Origin of the sequence: Mycolicibacter virginiensis, from assembly GCF_022374935.2 — a bacterium.
GTDB lineage: Bacteria > Actinomycetota > Actinomycetes > Mycobacteriales > Mycobacteriaceae > Mycobacterium > Mycobacterium virginiense.
Genome location: NZ_CP092430.2, coordinates 702,636 through 718,043 on the forward strand (window position 1 = coordinate 702,636; position 15,408 = coordinate 718,043).

A 15,408-nucleotide genomic window follows, 5' to 3' on the forward strand; every position below is an offset into this window, starting at 1 on the left:
GATTCGCCTCATCGCATCCAGAACGGGGTGACCGGCAGGCCGTTGTGGTGCCGGTATTCGGCAATGGCCTTCAGATTCTTCAGTTCCAGCAGATGACCGGCACTGAACATGTCCCAGAAGTCGCCCACCCAGACCGGGCGCTGGGGTGGCGCGGTGTCCGGATAGGGGTTGTGGTCGTAGAACGGGTGGTGGCAATTGGTCCACAGCACAACCGATCCGGGCTTGTTCAGCACGACCTGGGCGTCCACGATCCGGATCAGGTAGATCATCCACAGGTGGTCGGGCTGATCCCAGGCGCAGTGGTAGTCCACCGTGAGGGCCTGCCGGTTGGACACGGTGCGGGTGTAGATCTTGGTCTCCGACCCCAGTCGGTCGTAGGCGAGCCAGAGGTCTGATTCTTCGATGGGGGTGAAGCCACGCAGGCTGTAGGTCCACTCCTCCAGGCAGCGCGTATCGGAGAGGTAGTCGAACAGTTCGTCGGGCGGACAGTCGATGTAGTCGTTGACGGTGCAGTAGTCGCCGAACACCACGTCGTGGGGGTAGACCGAGTGCATCATCTCCATGATGATCGGGGTGGCGACCTCCCGGGGACTGGTCTCGACCCGCACCAAGCCGTCGATGGGCTCGGGCGTACCGGCGTGAACGCTGATATCAGCGAGGGCTGGTAGCGACATCGAATTGATCCTCCTCGTGGGTTGGAATATTGCCGTTACGAGCTACTGGCGCAGTGGCTTTCGGCGACTCGACGGCAGCGAGGAACGGTGCGAAAGGCGGTATCTCGTCGGCGGCGCACTCAACGCTGATCACCGAGGGCCCCTCCCGGTCCAACGCCGATTCCACGACCGCCTCGAATGTTCCCGGGTCGTCGACGTCGATCGCGCTGAGCCCGGGGAACATCGACGCCAGGCCGTCACCGAGCTGACTGGGAGTGAAGCGGTTGTAGCTGTAGAAGCCGTCGTAGAACAACTGCTCGCGGGTGACGCACATGGCGTGCGCGTTGTTGTTCAGCAGTACGAACAGCACCGGGAGGTGGTACTGCACGGCGGTGTGGATTTCCATGCCGTGCATGAAGAACGCGCCGTCCCCGGCGATCACCACGGTGCGCCGGCCGCGACCGAAGGCCGTCCCGATCCCGGCCCCGAAGCTGTAGCCCATCCCGCCCATCCCCAGTGCGACCAGGAAACGGCCGTCGCGCCGCGGCGGCAGGTAGTGGATGGCCGCAGCGCCGGTGTTGCCCGCATCGACGACGATGTCGGTCCCGGCGGGCAACGCGCGGTCCAGCACGGCCATCGCGTCGCGATAGCGCACTCCCGGGCCGGCGTAAGGCGGGGGATTCAACTCGGTGTGCGGCACCGTCTCGGGCACCCGCAGCCACCTGGGGCGTCCGGCACCTGAGAGCTCGCGGTAGATCGACCGCAGGGACGTCCGCAGGTCAGCGGTCTGCACGTGCGTACACGGAACGTACGGGGGTGCCGAGCCGAGCGACACGGTGCGCACAGTGCCCAGCGCCGCGTCCAGGCCGGCGCGAGCGGTCAGCGTCAGCCGGGTGCCCACCACCAGGCACACCGCGCTGTCGGTCAGTGCGTCGGCGACCGACGGGTGGCCCATGATGCCGGCCACGCCCAGCGCCGACGATGCGCCCAGTCCCGAGGTGCCCGAGACATCTTTGGCGTCGGGGACGCACACCACCCGGGCGCGCAGCAGCGCCCGCAGGTTCTCGAGGTCGGTGCGTGCGTCGTCGCGGGCCACCTGTTCGCCGGCGATGATCGTGACCGGTCCGTGGGCGTTGCGCAGCGCGTGAATGATCGGATGCGGGTCACTGATGACGACGGGATCGCCGCCGGTGTCGTCGCCGTTGCGGTACGGGCTGGCGGTGACGAACCCCTGCTGAACATTCTTGGGCAGCAACAGCACCGCGGGTCCGCCGCTGCGTGCCGCGGCGATCGCCCGGGGCAGTGTGGCCACGATGTCTTCGGGGTTCATCACCCGCTCGCAGAAGATCGATACCGCCGAGAACAGCGCGTGCGCGTCGAGTGCACCGTTGCGTCCACTGGTGTCTTGAAAACTTCCTCGACCGTCCAAGGTGGTCGGGGCCTGGCCCACCAGCGCCAGCACCGGAACGCGACTGGCCAATGATTCGCCCAGTCCGGCAACCAAGTTCAGGGCGCCCCCGCCCGATGTCGCGGCGACCACACCCAACCCGGCGCCACTGCGGCTGTAGCCGTCGGCCATGGTGGCGGCCGAGAACTCATGCTTGGCGAGCACCGCGGTGATGTCGGGACGAAAATACGCTGCGTCGTATAGGTCTTCGATGTTCGCGCCGTCGACGCCGAAGATGTGACCGACTCCCGTCGCCGCCAGCTGGGCGACGATGAAATCGACCACGGAAGCGATCCTGGACATCTGCCCGCCTAACTCGTGACGATGTCATTGACACGGTTTGCGGCGGGCATTAGTTCACAGCGTGCGCTCCAGCAGGACCTGGCCGTTGTCGGCTGACACCACTTGGACCGAGGCGATCTGATCCGACGGTGTCGAGATGCTGCCGGCCGGCGTCGCGGTGTGCCCAGGCTCGGCGACCCAGGTCGCCAGTCGGGTCTGGCTGCCGTCGCGGCCGACCACCACCAACGCCAGGGTGTCGTGGTGAGCGTTCACCGGTGCCAGGCAGACGCAGCTCAAATCGATGTAGCTGCCCCAGGATTCGTCCCTGACCGCGACCGTCGAGGCTAGCGCCGTCGTGCCCACCTGCGCCATCGGCACCGCATCGTGCTGCGGGGACGGCGTGGTCGATGAGGTGATACCGAGCAGGACACCGATCCCGAGTACGGCTGCTGCCGCAGCCGACGCCGTCCACGTCATCAGCCGGGTGCGTCGGCGCCGCCGGTGCACCTCGGTCAAAAGGGCCGGCAGCAGGTAGGCCGGTGGGGGCGGCTCCGTGTCGGACTCGTTGATCGCCGCCACGCAGTTGCCGTCGAGCTGCGACAGCAGGGCGGGCACGCCGCTGATCTCGGTGACTGCCTCCCGGCACTGCCGGCAGCCGGCCAGGTGCCCCTCGAATTCTCGGCGGTCGGCCGCAGACAGCGAACCGAGCACATAGGCGGCATCCCACATGGCGTATGGGTGCTCACTCTCGACCGGCCCGCAGGCCGAGCCGAATTCTCGCGGCGACGTCATCGTGTCACCCCCATCTCCTGCAGGGCGAGTCGCAGAGCCCGCACCGCGTAGTGCAGGCGTGATTTCACCGTTCCCTCGGCGATCCCCAGGTCTTCGGCGGTCTGTCCGGTACTCCAACCACGGTAGTAGGACCGTTCGATCACCGCCCGGTGCTCCGCCGACAGGTGGGTCATGGCGTCGGCGATCAACATCCGGTCCAGGGCGGTGTCCACCTCGTCGCGGGTGGGTTGCTCAGGCGTGGTCGTCTCATCGAGCGTGGCGACCACGTGGCGGTACTGGGCGCTGCGCCGTTCGTCGATGATCATGTTGCGCGCCACGGTGCACATCCAGGCCCGAGGGGAGCGCTCGGTATCGCCGATGACCTCCGGATGCTGCCAGGCGCGCAGCAGCGTCTCCTGCACCACGTCTTCGGCACGGCTGGCGTCGCCGGTCAGGCGCAGGGCGTAGCGCCATAGCACCGCGGCGTGCTCGTCATAGAGCGCTTTCATCAGCGCGGCTTCGTGGTCTGGCGGTATGCCGATGCGAGGCAAGCTGATCACCTCCTGCCTAATGACACGACGTGGGGGCCCGTCGGGTTCATGTTTTGGCCCTTCAGTCAGGGATCCAGCTCCCGTGAAAACCGTGCGGAACGCGCCGCGGCAGCCGCACCCGGGCGACGGGTTCGGCGTCGAACTCCGACGCGTTGAGGATCACCAGTTCGCTGCACCCGCGGACCGGGCTGTAGACGTAGCTCAGATACCAGCCGGCCGATTCGTCGGTCTGCCCCGGCGTGGGAGCGAACACCGCCTCATCGGGGGCGCCGGCCATGCCGTTGACGCCGAACCGGTGGACCTCGGCGCTGTCGCGCGCCAGGTCGTAGCGGACCAGGCCGTCGGTGCCGACGGTGACCGCGTAGCGGGCCTGCGCGCCCACCCGCCGGTCGTCGACGCGGGGAAACTCGATGTCACGGTCGTCGAGCTGAACCTCGGCCACGACGCCCGCGTCCAAGTCGATCGTCCAGCGCCATAGTGAGGCGTCGGTCTCGAAATCGCTGTTGTCGCGCCAGATCTCCGGGTAGCGGACCACCTGGAGCACGATCGCGTCGCCCTGGGCCGATGACACGTCGAACGCGTTGGCGATGTGGAAGACGTAACACGGGTTGATGTCGAACCAGCGAACCGGGCCATAGGGGTCGTCGCGGCGCAGCACTCCCAGGCGGGCGCCGTAGTCGTCGTCCCACCGGTAGGGCGGATCGCGTTCGATTCGTCGGGTGAGCGCAACCTGCGGATTGAACACCAACGGCAGGTCCAGGAACACCACATGCTGCGCGGTCAGCGCGAAGTCGTGCATCAGCGTCAGCCCGGGAACATTGATTGGACGGCGGACCTGGACCGCCCCGTCGGCACTGGCGCGGTAGTAGTTGATGTGCGGGTGGGTGAGGTCGCCGTATCCGAAGAAGTGCAACTCGCCGGTGATCGGACAGACCTTGGGATGCGGCGCCATGGAATCGGTCAGCTGGCCGGCGAAGTCGTAGGCGCCGAGCGTGTCCAGCTCGGTGGAGATCTCGTACGGCAAAGCGGTGTCCATCAGCGCCAGGGTCTTACCGGCGTGCCGGATCACGTGGGTGTTGGCCGCGCTGGAGTGCAGATTGCGGCTGCCGTCGGCGTTGAACAGCGGCAGGGGGCGTTCGAAGCTTTCGGTGCGCACCCAGCGGTTGCGGTACCAGGCGGCCCGGCCGTTCTCCAGCCGAACCCCGTGCACCATGCCGTCGCCGGTGCACCAGTGCCCGCCCGCCTCGCGGGGATTGGGGCCGTTGCGCAGATACCAGCCGTTCAGCTCTGCAGGAATGCTGCCGTCGACGGACAGATCGAACTCGGTGAGCTCGTCGGGGACCGGAGCGTAGTTGCCGGGGCGAAAGACCGGGAAGACCGTCTCCGGCGGCTGAAGAACCGCCACCGCAGCACCGGAGTCGTGGCCGTTGACCTGGCGGGTGACACCGGTGGCGACGGCCGTCGCGCCGTTGGATTGCAGATCAGATTCTCCGAAGTCCTCTTGATCCAGCAGCGACAACACCGCCGGCATTTCGGACAGCTCCGTGACGGCGTCCTGGCACAACAAGCAGTCGTCGAGGTGCGTCTCGAATTCGCGATAGTCGGAATCCGAGAGTGACCCCAGCACGTAGGCGGCATCCCACATGCCGTACTCGTGGTCAAACGTCATTGCACCGTTCCCATATCTCGCAGTGTCTGTTGCAGTGTCCGTAGCGCGTAGTGCAGCTGGGTCTTCACACTGCGTTCCGCGATGTCCAGATCGACCGCGATCTGCTCGGTGCTCCATCCGTAGTAATAGGCACGACGTAGCAGGGCCCGGTGTTCGGCAGAGAGCTGCGCCAGCGCGTTGGCGACCATGGCCCGGTTCGGCGCGAGGTCGCGGTGCATGGCGCTGGAAGCGCTGCTCAAGCGGGGCCGGGCCTGGTCGTCGGTGGTCATGGCGGTTCAGATCCCGCCCGTACGCGCAGAACTGGCCGGCCGCGGCGTGGCCGCGGTCGAGAATCGATCTGTCGCTGGTTTTCCTCTACCCATGCACCAGCCTCCCGGAAGTGACACGGGGCAGCGTCCCGTCCGGTTCAGTGTCGCGCGCGGGAGACGGCTGCGGTAGAGGCTCTTTAGGTCGTGGTTTACGTGCTGGTGACCAGCGTCAGTTGCCAGGCCTGCAGCCACGGCTTGATCAGCTGCGCGACGGAGGACTCGCGCGGCTCAGCGCAGGCCGTCTCGGGATCCTCACCGTCGGACTCCGCGGTGAGGATGCCGACCGCTTCGGCGGTGCCGTCCGGGCGCATCCGGTAGGCGGGGCCGCCCGCGTCGCCGCAGGTGGTCGCCGCGGCGAACCTGACCTTGCCCTTCTCGCTGGCGGAAACCGGTCCGCACATCGGCTCACCGCTGCGGACGCCCAAATGACAGAGCGTGTCGCCGATGTTGACCCGCTCGGCCACGCCGCTCACTGGATGCCCGTCGATCTCGGAGGTCAGCGGGAACTTGTCGGGATCGTCCAGGGTGATCAGGCCGATGTTGTTGCCATCCTTGCCGTCGTAGACGCTCTCGGTGAAGGCGCCGACGGTGGGGTAGAGGGCACCGTTGTGGATGGACACCGTGCCGGAGCCTCCAGGCTTGTTGCAATGCCCCGCCGACAACAGTCCCGGCCGGCCGTCCTTGCTGCGTACCAGGAAACCCGCGGTGCAGCTGGTGGCCTCGGAGCTGCCGGTAGAGGACACATTGATGCCGACCCCGGGTCCGATCGCCTCGGCCGGCGGCTGTGGGATGAGCTGCTGCACCGGCTGGGCGCGGCTCACCCAGACCATGCCCGCCAGGACTGTCAGTGCGCCCGCGACAACGGCTAGGCGCTTGAGCAGGGTTTTAGGCGGGGGTCGTCGGAAGGCGGCCATTTAGGCGAGGGTACCGAGGGTGGGGTGGGTGTGCAGGGTATGTCGGGTGGGCGCCCGGGGTGCGGGGGATGCGCCGAGCGAGGGGAGGTCGGAGGGGGTTGCGTCGGGCGGAGTGAAGGAGGCGTGGTTCTGTGACCCAGCGGAAGGTCGGCCTGAGGCCAACGGCTCGCACATGAGATTCATCCGGTCACCGACTTGATCTACCCAATGGCGCATTTTGGTGGACGCGTCGATAATTGATGCTCGGGTGCATTACTGGCATTGTATCGGGGATGCCTGCCCCATTCACGACAGACCTCTGCGGCTACCGGGTCGACAAGGAGGGCAACCTAACCGCGAATCCGAACACATCTGACGCGGGCGATGCCCAATCAATCGAACTTGGTGGCGCGTTGTTTGAGCAGCTTGGGATTGCACCAGACAAACCGGCGCCGCTGGGCCCTGGCGCAGACATGGAGATCCAGCTCGTCAGCCACCTTCGCAATCTGCGCCCTGATCTGAACATCGGACGATCGCGAGCGGCACGCGAGTTCAGCCAGTACGCGCATTTAGACGTCTTCCGCAACTTCCGCAGGAATTTCGGAGATCTAGGGCCTGCACTCGACGATTTGCGGTTGCGTGTGCTTGCGCTCGATCTCGGCGTCCACCGAGACCGCATTGAGGAGGATTTGAGGAACTTGTATAACAGCACTGAAGCTCAGGCAGCGCTGGTGGATGACCTCGACGAGCAAATGCCTAAAGAGTCTTTGTTGAAGATTGACATTTCGATCGCGATTCCGCGTCAGGATGATCTTGATGAGCTCGCGATCGCAATCTCATCTAAATGGTCGTTAAGGACAGATCGTGCCCAGGACTGCGTGTCTCAAGGGAATAAACTTGTCTCTCAGAGGCGCGGCATGATGCCGCATTTTGGTGTTTTAACGATCGAACCCAGGCCGTCGATGCTCAAGATTCTCGCCGACGGGTCGGGCGCCGTCGACTATGTATATCACCTAGATCTGCCGGCCTTGGAGGCGGCGATAGAAGCGGTCGCAAAGGACAAGCCGAGGCGGTGGTCGCCGCACCAGACCTTTCGTCGTCTCATGAAGCAACGGCGACTCCGAGACTTCGATCAACTTGTCTGTGAAGTAATGCGAGTACCGTCACCTAGCCGAGCATCTTCTTGAATTCCTTCGTGGTTGCAGATGTTAACCGGACTGGTGCGGCATTTCCGATCTGTTCCGTAATCTCGATCTTTGATCCACGCCACACAAATGTGTCGGGGGAAGTGAACCGCCCCGGCAAGTTCGGAGGTGATGTGCCCCGGAATGCATTGAGTCGGTTTGCTTGACTTTCTGGCCGCGATGTCCGCCGAAGGAGCTGTGTTCACGCCCAAGCGCTGTCCTGAGGAGTTCCGCCGCATGACATTCGAGCTGGTAGCTGCTTGCGGCCACCGTCCCCTAGGTCGCTGCGAAGGCATCAGTGACCCAAACAGGTCCGCCGGCGAAAACAGGAACTAATCGACACCGGCCACTGTCCTAGGCTAAGTAGCCACAATATACCTATGCCCAATATATGCACGGTTCCACCTACGGCAGGAGTCTCTTGGGTAGATCCGGGGCGAGGACTGCACGCTCGTCCTGATGAGCAGCGGCCCAGCACTGGCCGTCTAGGGCGAAGTAGGGGCGATTGTCGGCCTCGGACACCAGAGTTAGACGCACTGCGATCCACTCGCCCTTAACTGGAACAGGCAGTTTCAGCGCGGTGGCAATCGCGGGGTGTGAATCTTGGTGGCCGAGTATCACGATGCCTTCTGCTCGAAGGTGCGGGCGGGCGTCACGGACGCGTTTCGGCGCGTCGTCCTGCTGTCCTACAGTGACGACGGTTTGGCGGCCGACGATCTGCCCCTGAACCTCGCGGAACAGCTGTTCCACCCTCTTTTGGCCCGAGCTGGGGAACGAGAAGATGCGTCCTCGGGCATCCGCGTTCAGGTGCAGCAGGAGGTTTCGTGGTAGATCGGTCTGCAGGCCATCCCACAGCCAGTAGACGGCATCTGCTGACGACTCGGCGAGGCGTCGCTTGTTGTCCCGGTTGTAGGCGCGGACCGTATCGCCGTTGTCGTCGGTCTTCCAACGCAGAGACTCGTCGGTGACGGTCATCAACCCAGCAGCCCAGCGGCTCGTCGTGTCGTCGAACCATGTGAGAAGTGCGGGGTGGTCAGCCTTGCCCTGACGATCACCGTGATCGGCGCACAAGTACATCTCCATCGGGATCTCCCAGCCCCCGAGGTCTTTGGAGAACTTGCAGTCGATGTCTCGGCCAGCTATCTGCCAGTCGAGATGATCCCCGTTGCGGAACTCGAACTCCTTGGTCAGATTCACCTCGACTGCGGTGCCCAAGTATGTCTTCTCTGTCTTAGACAGGTGCTGGTAGGCCCAGCGACCGGTGCGCTGTCCATCGAGCAGCTCGTCCAGGGAATCGCGCAGGGCCCACCGGAAGCGTTCGCGAGCATCCGGCGCGTCATCGAACCAGTCCACGATTGGCCGCAGTGAGGGCGGCACGTACTGTTCCAACCCGCTCTCCAGAGTCCACGCTCGCGGCATCCTGCCCATCGGTCCGGTGGGTGCCGGGTGCGTACGGAAGATGTTGCGGCGCCGACGAAGTGCCTGTGCACGGGAATCCTGTGCGGCCGTTGCGGGACGGTCGTCAAACAGGGGATGAGTTCCGTCGGTCACAGATACGGTCGTAGGTGCTGCGCGATGGCTTGGGCGAGACCGACGGGGACCGCGTTGCCGATTTGGCGGGCGATTTCGATTTTGGTCCCGCACCACAGGAAGTCCTCTGGGAATCCTTGCAGCCGTGCGGCTTCGAGGTGAGTGATCGGCCGATTCACCCGGTTACGTCCCCGAGCGTCCCATTGCGGGTGTAGGTAGGCGCCCTTTTCGGGTTTGTAGAACTCGGTGCGGATCGTGTGCGAGGGGAAATTCCACTGCATTCGACCCATGACGTCCGTGGTACCAGTCGGCTTCTCGCGCCAGCAGCGCGGCAGCAGGTGCTCGGGCACATCGAAGCGTCCACCGCCGGGCGGGACATGGTCGTAGCGCTGCAAGGAAAGCGCTGTGGGGTTGCGGCCGATATGTAGGTCAAGCCCCTTGAAGACTCCCGGGACCGTTTCGCCGAAGAATCTGGTGGTGCTCGCGGGCAGGCTGGTGGTTGAGGGACGGGCCGGCAATCCCTTGATTCGCGTCTTGGTGCCGCTCCACGGTAGGAGTGCGGAGCTGGCAGCTGGATTCCGGGCGTGTGTTTGCTCGGGCAACTCAATCCGGCCTACGCGAGAGCCGATGACGATGGTTCGGATGCGCCGCTGGGCGACGCCGAAGTCGGCGGCATTGAGGTGGCCATAGCTGAGGGTGTAGCCCTTGAGAGATCCGCTCTCAGTCTCGGCGAGAAGGAGTTGGAACTCCGGCGACTTCATGAACCGGTCGACGTTCTCGATGACGAAGACCTTGGGCTTGGCGGCACTCACCACGCGCAGATACTCGCGCCAGAGTTGGTTGCGCGGGTCGTCGATGTCTTTCGATCCCAGGTTGGAAAATCCCTGGCAGGGCGGGCCACCGATCACGACATCGGCCGTGGGTATTGCATTCTTTTTGACCGACTTGATGTCGCCCCAGACCGTGTGGTCTTCGCCGAAGTTCGCGGCGTAGGTCGCGGCTGCGTACAGGTCGAACTCGACCGACAGCACGGGGGCGTATTTCTCGGCGACGAAGCCCGCCGTCATGCCTCCGCAACCCGCGAACAGGTCGATCATGTCCACCACGAGGCGATGTTATCGGCCGGTGCCGACAGTGTCCGGTATCGACTCACCCAACACGGCCGTCACCTCTGGTTATGGCGCGTATGGCCCTGCTGTCGGGTCACACTGGAACGGTGACGGAGTCGTGGGCGTCCAGTGAGCACGCACGGCGCACCATGCGGGCCAACCGCGGCAGAGACACTAAGCCCGAGCTTGCAGTGCGTCGGTTGGTGCACGGAATGGGCCTGCGGTACCGCGTCGACTTCCCGCCGCTCCCTTCAAACCGTCGAATGCGTGCCGACCTGGTGTTCACTCGAGCTCGGGTCGCGGTGTTCATCGACGGATGCTTTTGGCACGGGTGTCCTGAGCACCACACGGTGGCCCGTACAAATGCGGAGTTCTGGGCTACGAAGGTGTCGGGCAACCGCACCCGTGATGAACGGACGAACGCCGTGCTGAACGAGGCGGGCTGGACCGTCCTTCGGTTCTGGGAACACGAAGATCCGAGTGCCGCGGCGCGGGCGATAAGGGATGCGGTTCGTGGCGACTGAGCCGCGGTCAGATTCGTTGCTCGGCTTCGGACGATTTCACCTGTCGTTGCATCGTCGGGTAGGTCCCTGGGGCGGTGGGGTTTCGGTCCTGAGGTGGCTGGGGCGCTTGGTCTCTGGTGTGTAGCTGAGGGCTTCCGGGTGGGTCATTGCGCAGCGCTCAATGACTTACTGACCAAAGTGATTCAGAGCAAGGGTCACCACGCGATGACCCAAGCCCATTCTGCGCCGGTGCTTCAGCTTGACGCGTTGAAGTTTGCTGATGCCGAGGCGATGTTCGCCGAGGTGATCCGCGGCGGGCCGCAGGCGCTGATCGAGGGTGAAGCCATGGAGGGATCGGCGCCGACCACTATCAGCGCAGCCGAGACTGCACGGCGCGACGCAACGGGCACCGACCCAAGACGGTATCGATGACTGTCGGGGATGTGGAGGCGCAGATCCCTAATCTGTGGGCAGGGCCCCGAAGGCCAACAGAGCTGCTATATCCAGAATAGGGTGGCCCTATGTCGAGCATCCTCCATACTTATTGCTTCCGCTCGCCTTACGGCGTGATATAGTCGGCCTATGACTACAAGTAGCAGCGCCCCTGGGGAGCGCATAGTTAAGGTGCCTTTCCCTGTCGCTCTTATAAGGCGGATGGATGAATCCATCGTGGCCGGTCGGGGCGGATTCCGGACTCGCGCGGAGCTGATGCAGGAAGCTGTCGAGAACCTCCTGAACGAGCTGGACTACCCGGACGCGCCCCCGGAGATACGCGTATCCGACGGCGCCTTCGAGGGCCTTCCGCTTCCTGGTGGCCCGACTGACGAAGTCGGATTTCTGGGTCCTGCGTCCGACGAACCGGTCATCGCAACCCGAATCCACCGGCGCCGGTCAGCAGACACAGCGCCGATGGCTCGGGACGACGAAGACCTCGAGCGCCGCCTCCTCGAACAGGTGGTGGCTGGCCTTCCGTCGTGGGAACGCAACGAGCTCACCCTGAAGGACCTGGCCGGGACGGCCCTAGTATCGCCGGAGCGCAAGCCGAAGGTCATCGCCCACGGAGCGGTCCAGACGGACGACGAACCCCTTTTGGGTCTTCATAGCCGTGACTATCCGTCGGTTTGGGCACTTCAGCGTATGGCGCGGTACACCACCGATGGGCTGAAGCCCTTTGAAAAGTGCCGCGACGAGGTATTAAGAGCCGCCTGGTATTTCGGTGGGGAGCTCAAGTCCCTGGAGCGGTACGGCGCGAGATTGCGCAAGCTGACTGTTCTTTTTCCGACGAACATCGCCAAGCAGCCTTCGGCGGCACGCGGGTTCCAGTCATTCGCGGTCGGTTCCGTAACGAGGTCCAGGATGACAGGTCTGCTGGTGGGATCGGGGCCCCTCTTCGCATGGGGTGCGATTCAGGCGGAGGACACACCGGATATGCCCGCTGGGCTAACCGAAAGCGGATGGCGGCTGATCTCCGAGTTGGATGGTCTCTCTTTGGATCTGCCGCATCCGCTGGAGCTCACCGACGTTTTCATGGCCTACCTCGCTGAGCATGCACCTGCCGACCGCTGGGGCTTCGACTATCTGCTGCGCGGTGTTGCCGAACTGCCTACGCGGAACGAACTGGTGGAACGCTTTCGGGCGGCCGGTCCGAAATGGTCTGACGCCGAGGCGAGTTCGGTCGCGCAGGGATATATCGCTCGATCGCGTGAATGGGGGCTGGTGGAACCCAGACTCGTGGACGGGCGCTACTGGCTGACCGCCGGTGGCCGCGAACTTCTCGAGCGAACTAACGCGATGGACCTGGCAAGTGGGAGGCAGAAGTGAAGCGCAGCGATGACAGCGCGAACAAATAGTAATTAATTCAAGTAGCAGATGGAGGCACAAATGGCCAACGTAAAGATCCAGAAGGTAATCATCGAAAAGGCCCTGAATGCGTCGACGTTCGAGGAAGCCAAGGCGGTCGCGGACCTCCTGGTGGCCAACGGCGCGCCGTACGAACGGCCCGTCGGCGACCGTTACAACAACTTCGGTCTGCTGGCGCCCAGCGGGTCGTCGTATGAATACAAGGCCTTGGAGTTGGTCACCAACTCCCAGGACTCGGTTCTGGAGAGGTTGGCCAGGAAGCGCCTGGGCGGTCTCGAAGACGTTCCCTATCTGAGCCCCGCGGACGCAGCCCGCGAGCTGCTGGGAGAGCTGAACTATCAGCAGCAGGCTGACATGGTGACGGTTTCCATTCGCGAGTCCGATCCGCCGGCCCGGTCCAGCAAGCGGGTTACGATCGTCAACCGGGATTTCGGTTGCGGGATGGAACCGGCCGCGGTGCCCGCCACGATCTTCGCTCTGGGATCCAGCCACAAGACTTCGAGGAACTGGCAGCAGGGTGCCTTCGGTGTCGGCGGCGCCAGCACCTACCGCAACGCCAAGGCGGTGGTTCTCGTCTCCCGCCGCGCGCCGGAAATGGAACCGGCGGAGGACCGCATCACCGTGGCCGTCGTTCTGTGGGAAGCTAAGGGCAAGGGTCAGTCGGCCTACTACCAGGTCACCACTGAGTGGGCAATCGGTCGTGATGCGCAGCCCTGGTCGGCCCCGGCCAGCGTCTACCCTGAGTTCGAAGCTGGCACCTACATCGCGCTGATCTCGTACGGGGTAGAGGGATTCCACCGCGCTCGTTCTGGTGACGAGCGGTCATTCGACACCGTCTTGAACACCCGGCTGTTCGAACCCGTCATCCCGGTGAGGTTCACCAACGAGATCACCCGCGGCAAGAACGAGTATCTGCGTGGGCTGGGCCGGCGCCTTACTGACAACCCCAGCGACGACCGGCTCACGGACGACGACAAGGTGCTGTATAGCTACGGCGGCAAGACCTACCACCTGCCTGTGACGTACTTCGTGTTTCCGAAGGGCAAGGATGCCAGCGGAAACGAGTTGCCCGGGGCCCGTCGCAAGTTCGTGGCCAAGAACCACGCCCTGGTTTTCACTTCGAACGGCCAGGTCCACCATCACTGGACCCCTGAGCAGTTCAAGGTGCGGACCGACCTCGGGAAGCTGGCAGACCGCATCCTCGTGGTTGTCGAGACCGACAACCTGCCCATCGAACTCCGGACCGCGCTGTTCACCCCGGATCGGTCACAGATGCTCGCCAGCGATGCGGCAATCCAACTCGAGGATCAGGTCGCCGACTTCCTCAATAGCTGGAACGCCCTCACGGAGATCAACAGCCAGCTTGTGCGCGAAGCGATTTCGGCGGCGAGCGGGGGGGCGTCCGGCCTTGGGGTGAGCCGCAGGATCGCTGAGGCCTTGAAGGTTAAGGGTTTCGGGATGTCGGGCGGCGGTAATGCTGGCGGTGGCGGTGGTCAGGGCAAAGGGGGGCCGCGGCCGCGGAAAAAGGTCGAAACCTACGCTGATCCGACGACCATCGAGGGTCCCGACAGCATCGTCGTGGAAGACGGCAAGGTCCGGTACCTCCAGTACATGATCAACGCGAAGGACGACTTCCTCGACAACGGCCGCGGCCAGCTGACCTTCCAGACCGATCACCCCGAAATCAACCCGGACGAGCACATCGTGATCGGACGTCTCCGCGACGGCTACGTGCGCGTGCAGCTCCAGGTTCCCGAAGGCGCCGCAGAAGGCCAGTTCAAGCTCGATGCGCGGCTTGAGTGGCAGAAGGCCAGCGGTGGTGTCGGTCCCACGATGGCTTACACGACGAAGTTGGAGGTCGTGGACGAGATCGGTAAGGGCGGTGCCGGCGGCGGAAATAAGGGTGGTAAAGGTGGCTCGGGCGGTTCTCAGGTCGCTGTGATCTGGAAGACGCCCGAGGAATACGGCGAAGGACTGAACAATGCCATCCCTGGATTAGTGGACGAGATCAAGGCAGCGGATCTCGCGACGAATACGGAATATGCCGAGCTCGCCAAGCTCGGTGACACCATGATCCCCACCATCGTGCTGAACTCGACCTACTCTCCGCTGAAGGGGTATCTCTCGGCGCGTGCCAAGAAGTTGACCGAAGAGGGCGCCAAGGAAGCCGCCGACCGTTACGCGGTGGGCACCGGCCTGGGGCTGCTGTTTCTGCACGAGGAGCACAAGAAGATCGCCAAGTCGGGTGGCGCCCCGCTCTCGGAGGAGTACGTCGCGGCGGAGAAGCAGGCAATCGCCAAGGGCATCTTGGCCACGATGCCCGCGTTCGACACCATGGTGAAAGAAGCTGGCATCGAGGGCTAGTTATGCTGACCACGGACGTTAGGTACGGCGTGGCGTGGTGACATAGCGAAGACCTCCGAGTGAGGTGCGGGCTGCGAAGAACGCTACTTCTTCGAGAAGCTCACCGCCGACGACACCGCTCCCGGCTGCACATCGAACCGTTAAATTTGGCCATCGAGCGTCCCAATGTCGCAGTGCTGTAGTAGACCCTGTGTGAGCTTCCGGGTCCTTGGGCGCACACGGCGATAGATGTCGGCCATTCAGTTCGACTCCGAGGACTTGAATCTGATAACCCGCGTTGCGCA

13 protein-coding genes and 1 pseudogene are annotated in these 15,408 nt (G+C 64.1%); 5 read left to right on the plus strand and 9 right to left on the minus strand.

The features are described 5' to 3' along the window. Nucleotides 1-8: 8 nt before the first annotated feature. From MJO54_RS03465 to MJO54_RS03495, 7 genes are all read right to left on the minus strand, one after another. The gene (locus MJO54_RS03465; protein ID WP_046283347.1) at nt 9-674 is read right to left on the minus strand and encodes a DUF8713 domain-containing protein; all 666 of its coding nucleotides are present in this window, start codon (nt 672-674) and stop codon (nt 9-11) included. Beyond that, a complete protein-coding gene (locus MJO54_RS03470) occupies nt 652-2,403 on the minus strand; it encodes a thiamine pyrophosphate-binding protein (RefSeq protein ID WP_240175656.1) in 1,752 nt (583 codons plus the stop codon). The genes MJO54_RS03465 and MJO54_RS03470 overlap by 23 nt, the downstream gene beginning before the upstream one ends. A gap of 54 nt (nt 2,404-2,457) precedes the next feature. Continuing rightward, nucleotides 2,458-3,174: an anti-sigma factor family protein gene (locus MJO54_RS03475; RefSeq protein ID WP_046283349.1), complete on the minus strand. Its 717-nt coding sequence runs from the start codon at nt 3,172-3,174 to the stop codon at nt 2,458-2,460. Then, nucleotides 3,171-3,662 (minus strand): sigma-70 family RNA polymerase sigma factor, encoded by a 492-nt coding sequence (locus tag MJO54_RS03480; protein ID WP_046283350.1) that lies wholly within the window; start codon nt 3,660-3,662, stop codon nt 3,171-3,173. Before MJO54_RS03480 ends, MJO54_RS03475 begins: the two co-directional genes overlap by 4 nt. Before the next feature lie 103 nt (nt 3,663-3,765). Further along, on the minus strand, nt 3,766-5,373 hold the full coding sequence (locus MJO54_RS03485) for a carotenoid oxygenase family protein (RefSeq protein ID WP_240175657.1): 1,608 nt from the start codon (nt 5,371-5,373) through the stop codon (nt 3,766-3,768). Then, nucleotides 5,370-5,642, minus strand: a complete 273-nt coding sequence (locus tag MJO54_RS03490) for a sigma factor-like helix-turn-helix DNA-binding protein (protein ID WP_052741128.1) — start codon at nt 5,640-5,642, stop codon at nt 5,370-5,372. The genes MJO54_RS03485 and MJO54_RS03490 overlap by 4 nt, the downstream gene beginning before the upstream one ends. 188 nt (nt 5,643-5,830) lie before the next feature. Then, nucleotides 5,831-6,595, minus strand: coding sequence for a S1 family peptidase (locus MJO54_RS03495; RefSeq protein WP_046283351.1), 765 nt, complete (start codon nt 6,593-6,595; stop codon nt 5,831-5,833). A gap of 272 nt (nt 6,596-6,867) precedes the next feature. On the opposite strand from MJO54_RS03495, the gene MJO54_RS03500 reads away from it, so the two are divergent. Next, nucleotides 6,868-7,761: an NgoMIV family type II restriction endonuclease gene (locus tag MJO54_RS03500; protein WP_233428606.1), complete on the plus strand. Its 894-nt coding sequence runs from the start codon at nt 6,868-6,870 to the stop codon at nt 7,759-7,761. Nucleotides 7,762-8,163: 402 nt separating this feature from the next. Here MJO54_RS03500 and MJO54_RS03505 read toward each other — a convergent pair whose 3' ends face one another. Both MJO54_RS03505 and MJO54_RS03510 read right to left on the minus strand, forming a co-directional pair. Continuing rightward, entirely contained in the window at nt 8,164-9,309 is a 1,146-nt protein-coding gene (locus tag MJO54_RS03505; protein WP_233428604.1) for a NaeI family type II restriction endonuclease, read from the minus strand. Continuing rightward, complete coding sequence (locus MJO54_RS03510) at nt 9,306-10,385, minus strand: DNA cytosine methyltransferase (RefSeq protein WP_065152454.1); 1,080 nt, start codon at nt 10,383-10,385, stop codon at nt 9,306-9,308. The genes MJO54_RS03505 and MJO54_RS03510 overlap by 4 nt, the downstream gene beginning before the upstream one ends. Before the next feature lie 89 nt (nt 10,386-10,474). Here MJO54_RS03510 and MJO54_RS03515 point away from each other — a divergent pair, with 89 nt between their 5' ends. The 4 genes and pseudogenes from MJO54_RS03515 to MJO54_RS03535 all read left to right on the plus strand — a co-directional run bounded on the left by MJO54_RS03515 (nt 10,475) and on the right by MJO54_RS03535 (nt 15,124). Next, nucleotides 10,475-10,921: a very short patch repair endonuclease gene (locus tag MJO54_RS03515; RefSeq protein WP_434085441.1), complete on the plus strand. Its 447-nt coding sequence runs from the start codon at nt 10,475-10,477 to the stop codon at nt 10,919-10,921. Nucleotides 10,922-11,125: 204 nt separating this feature from the next. Beyond that, nucleotides 11,126-11,397, plus strand: a pseudogene (locus MJO54_RS03520) (transposase); the annotation flags it as partial. A 157-nt stretch (nt 11,398-11,554) separates the two neighbouring features. Further along, complete coding sequence (locus tag MJO54_RS03530) at nt 11,555-12,721, plus strand: hypothetical protein (RefSeq protein WP_065152449.1); 1,167 nt, start codon at nt 11,555-11,557, stop codon at nt 12,719-12,721. Nucleotides 12,722-12,769: 48 nt separating this feature from the next. Next, on the plus strand, nt 12,770-15,124 hold the full coding sequence (locus tag MJO54_RS03535) for a hypothetical protein (protein ID WP_240175658.1): 2,355 nt from the start codon (nt 12,770-12,772) through the stop codon (nt 15,122-15,124). Nucleotides 15,125-15,408: the final 284 nt, after the last annotated feature.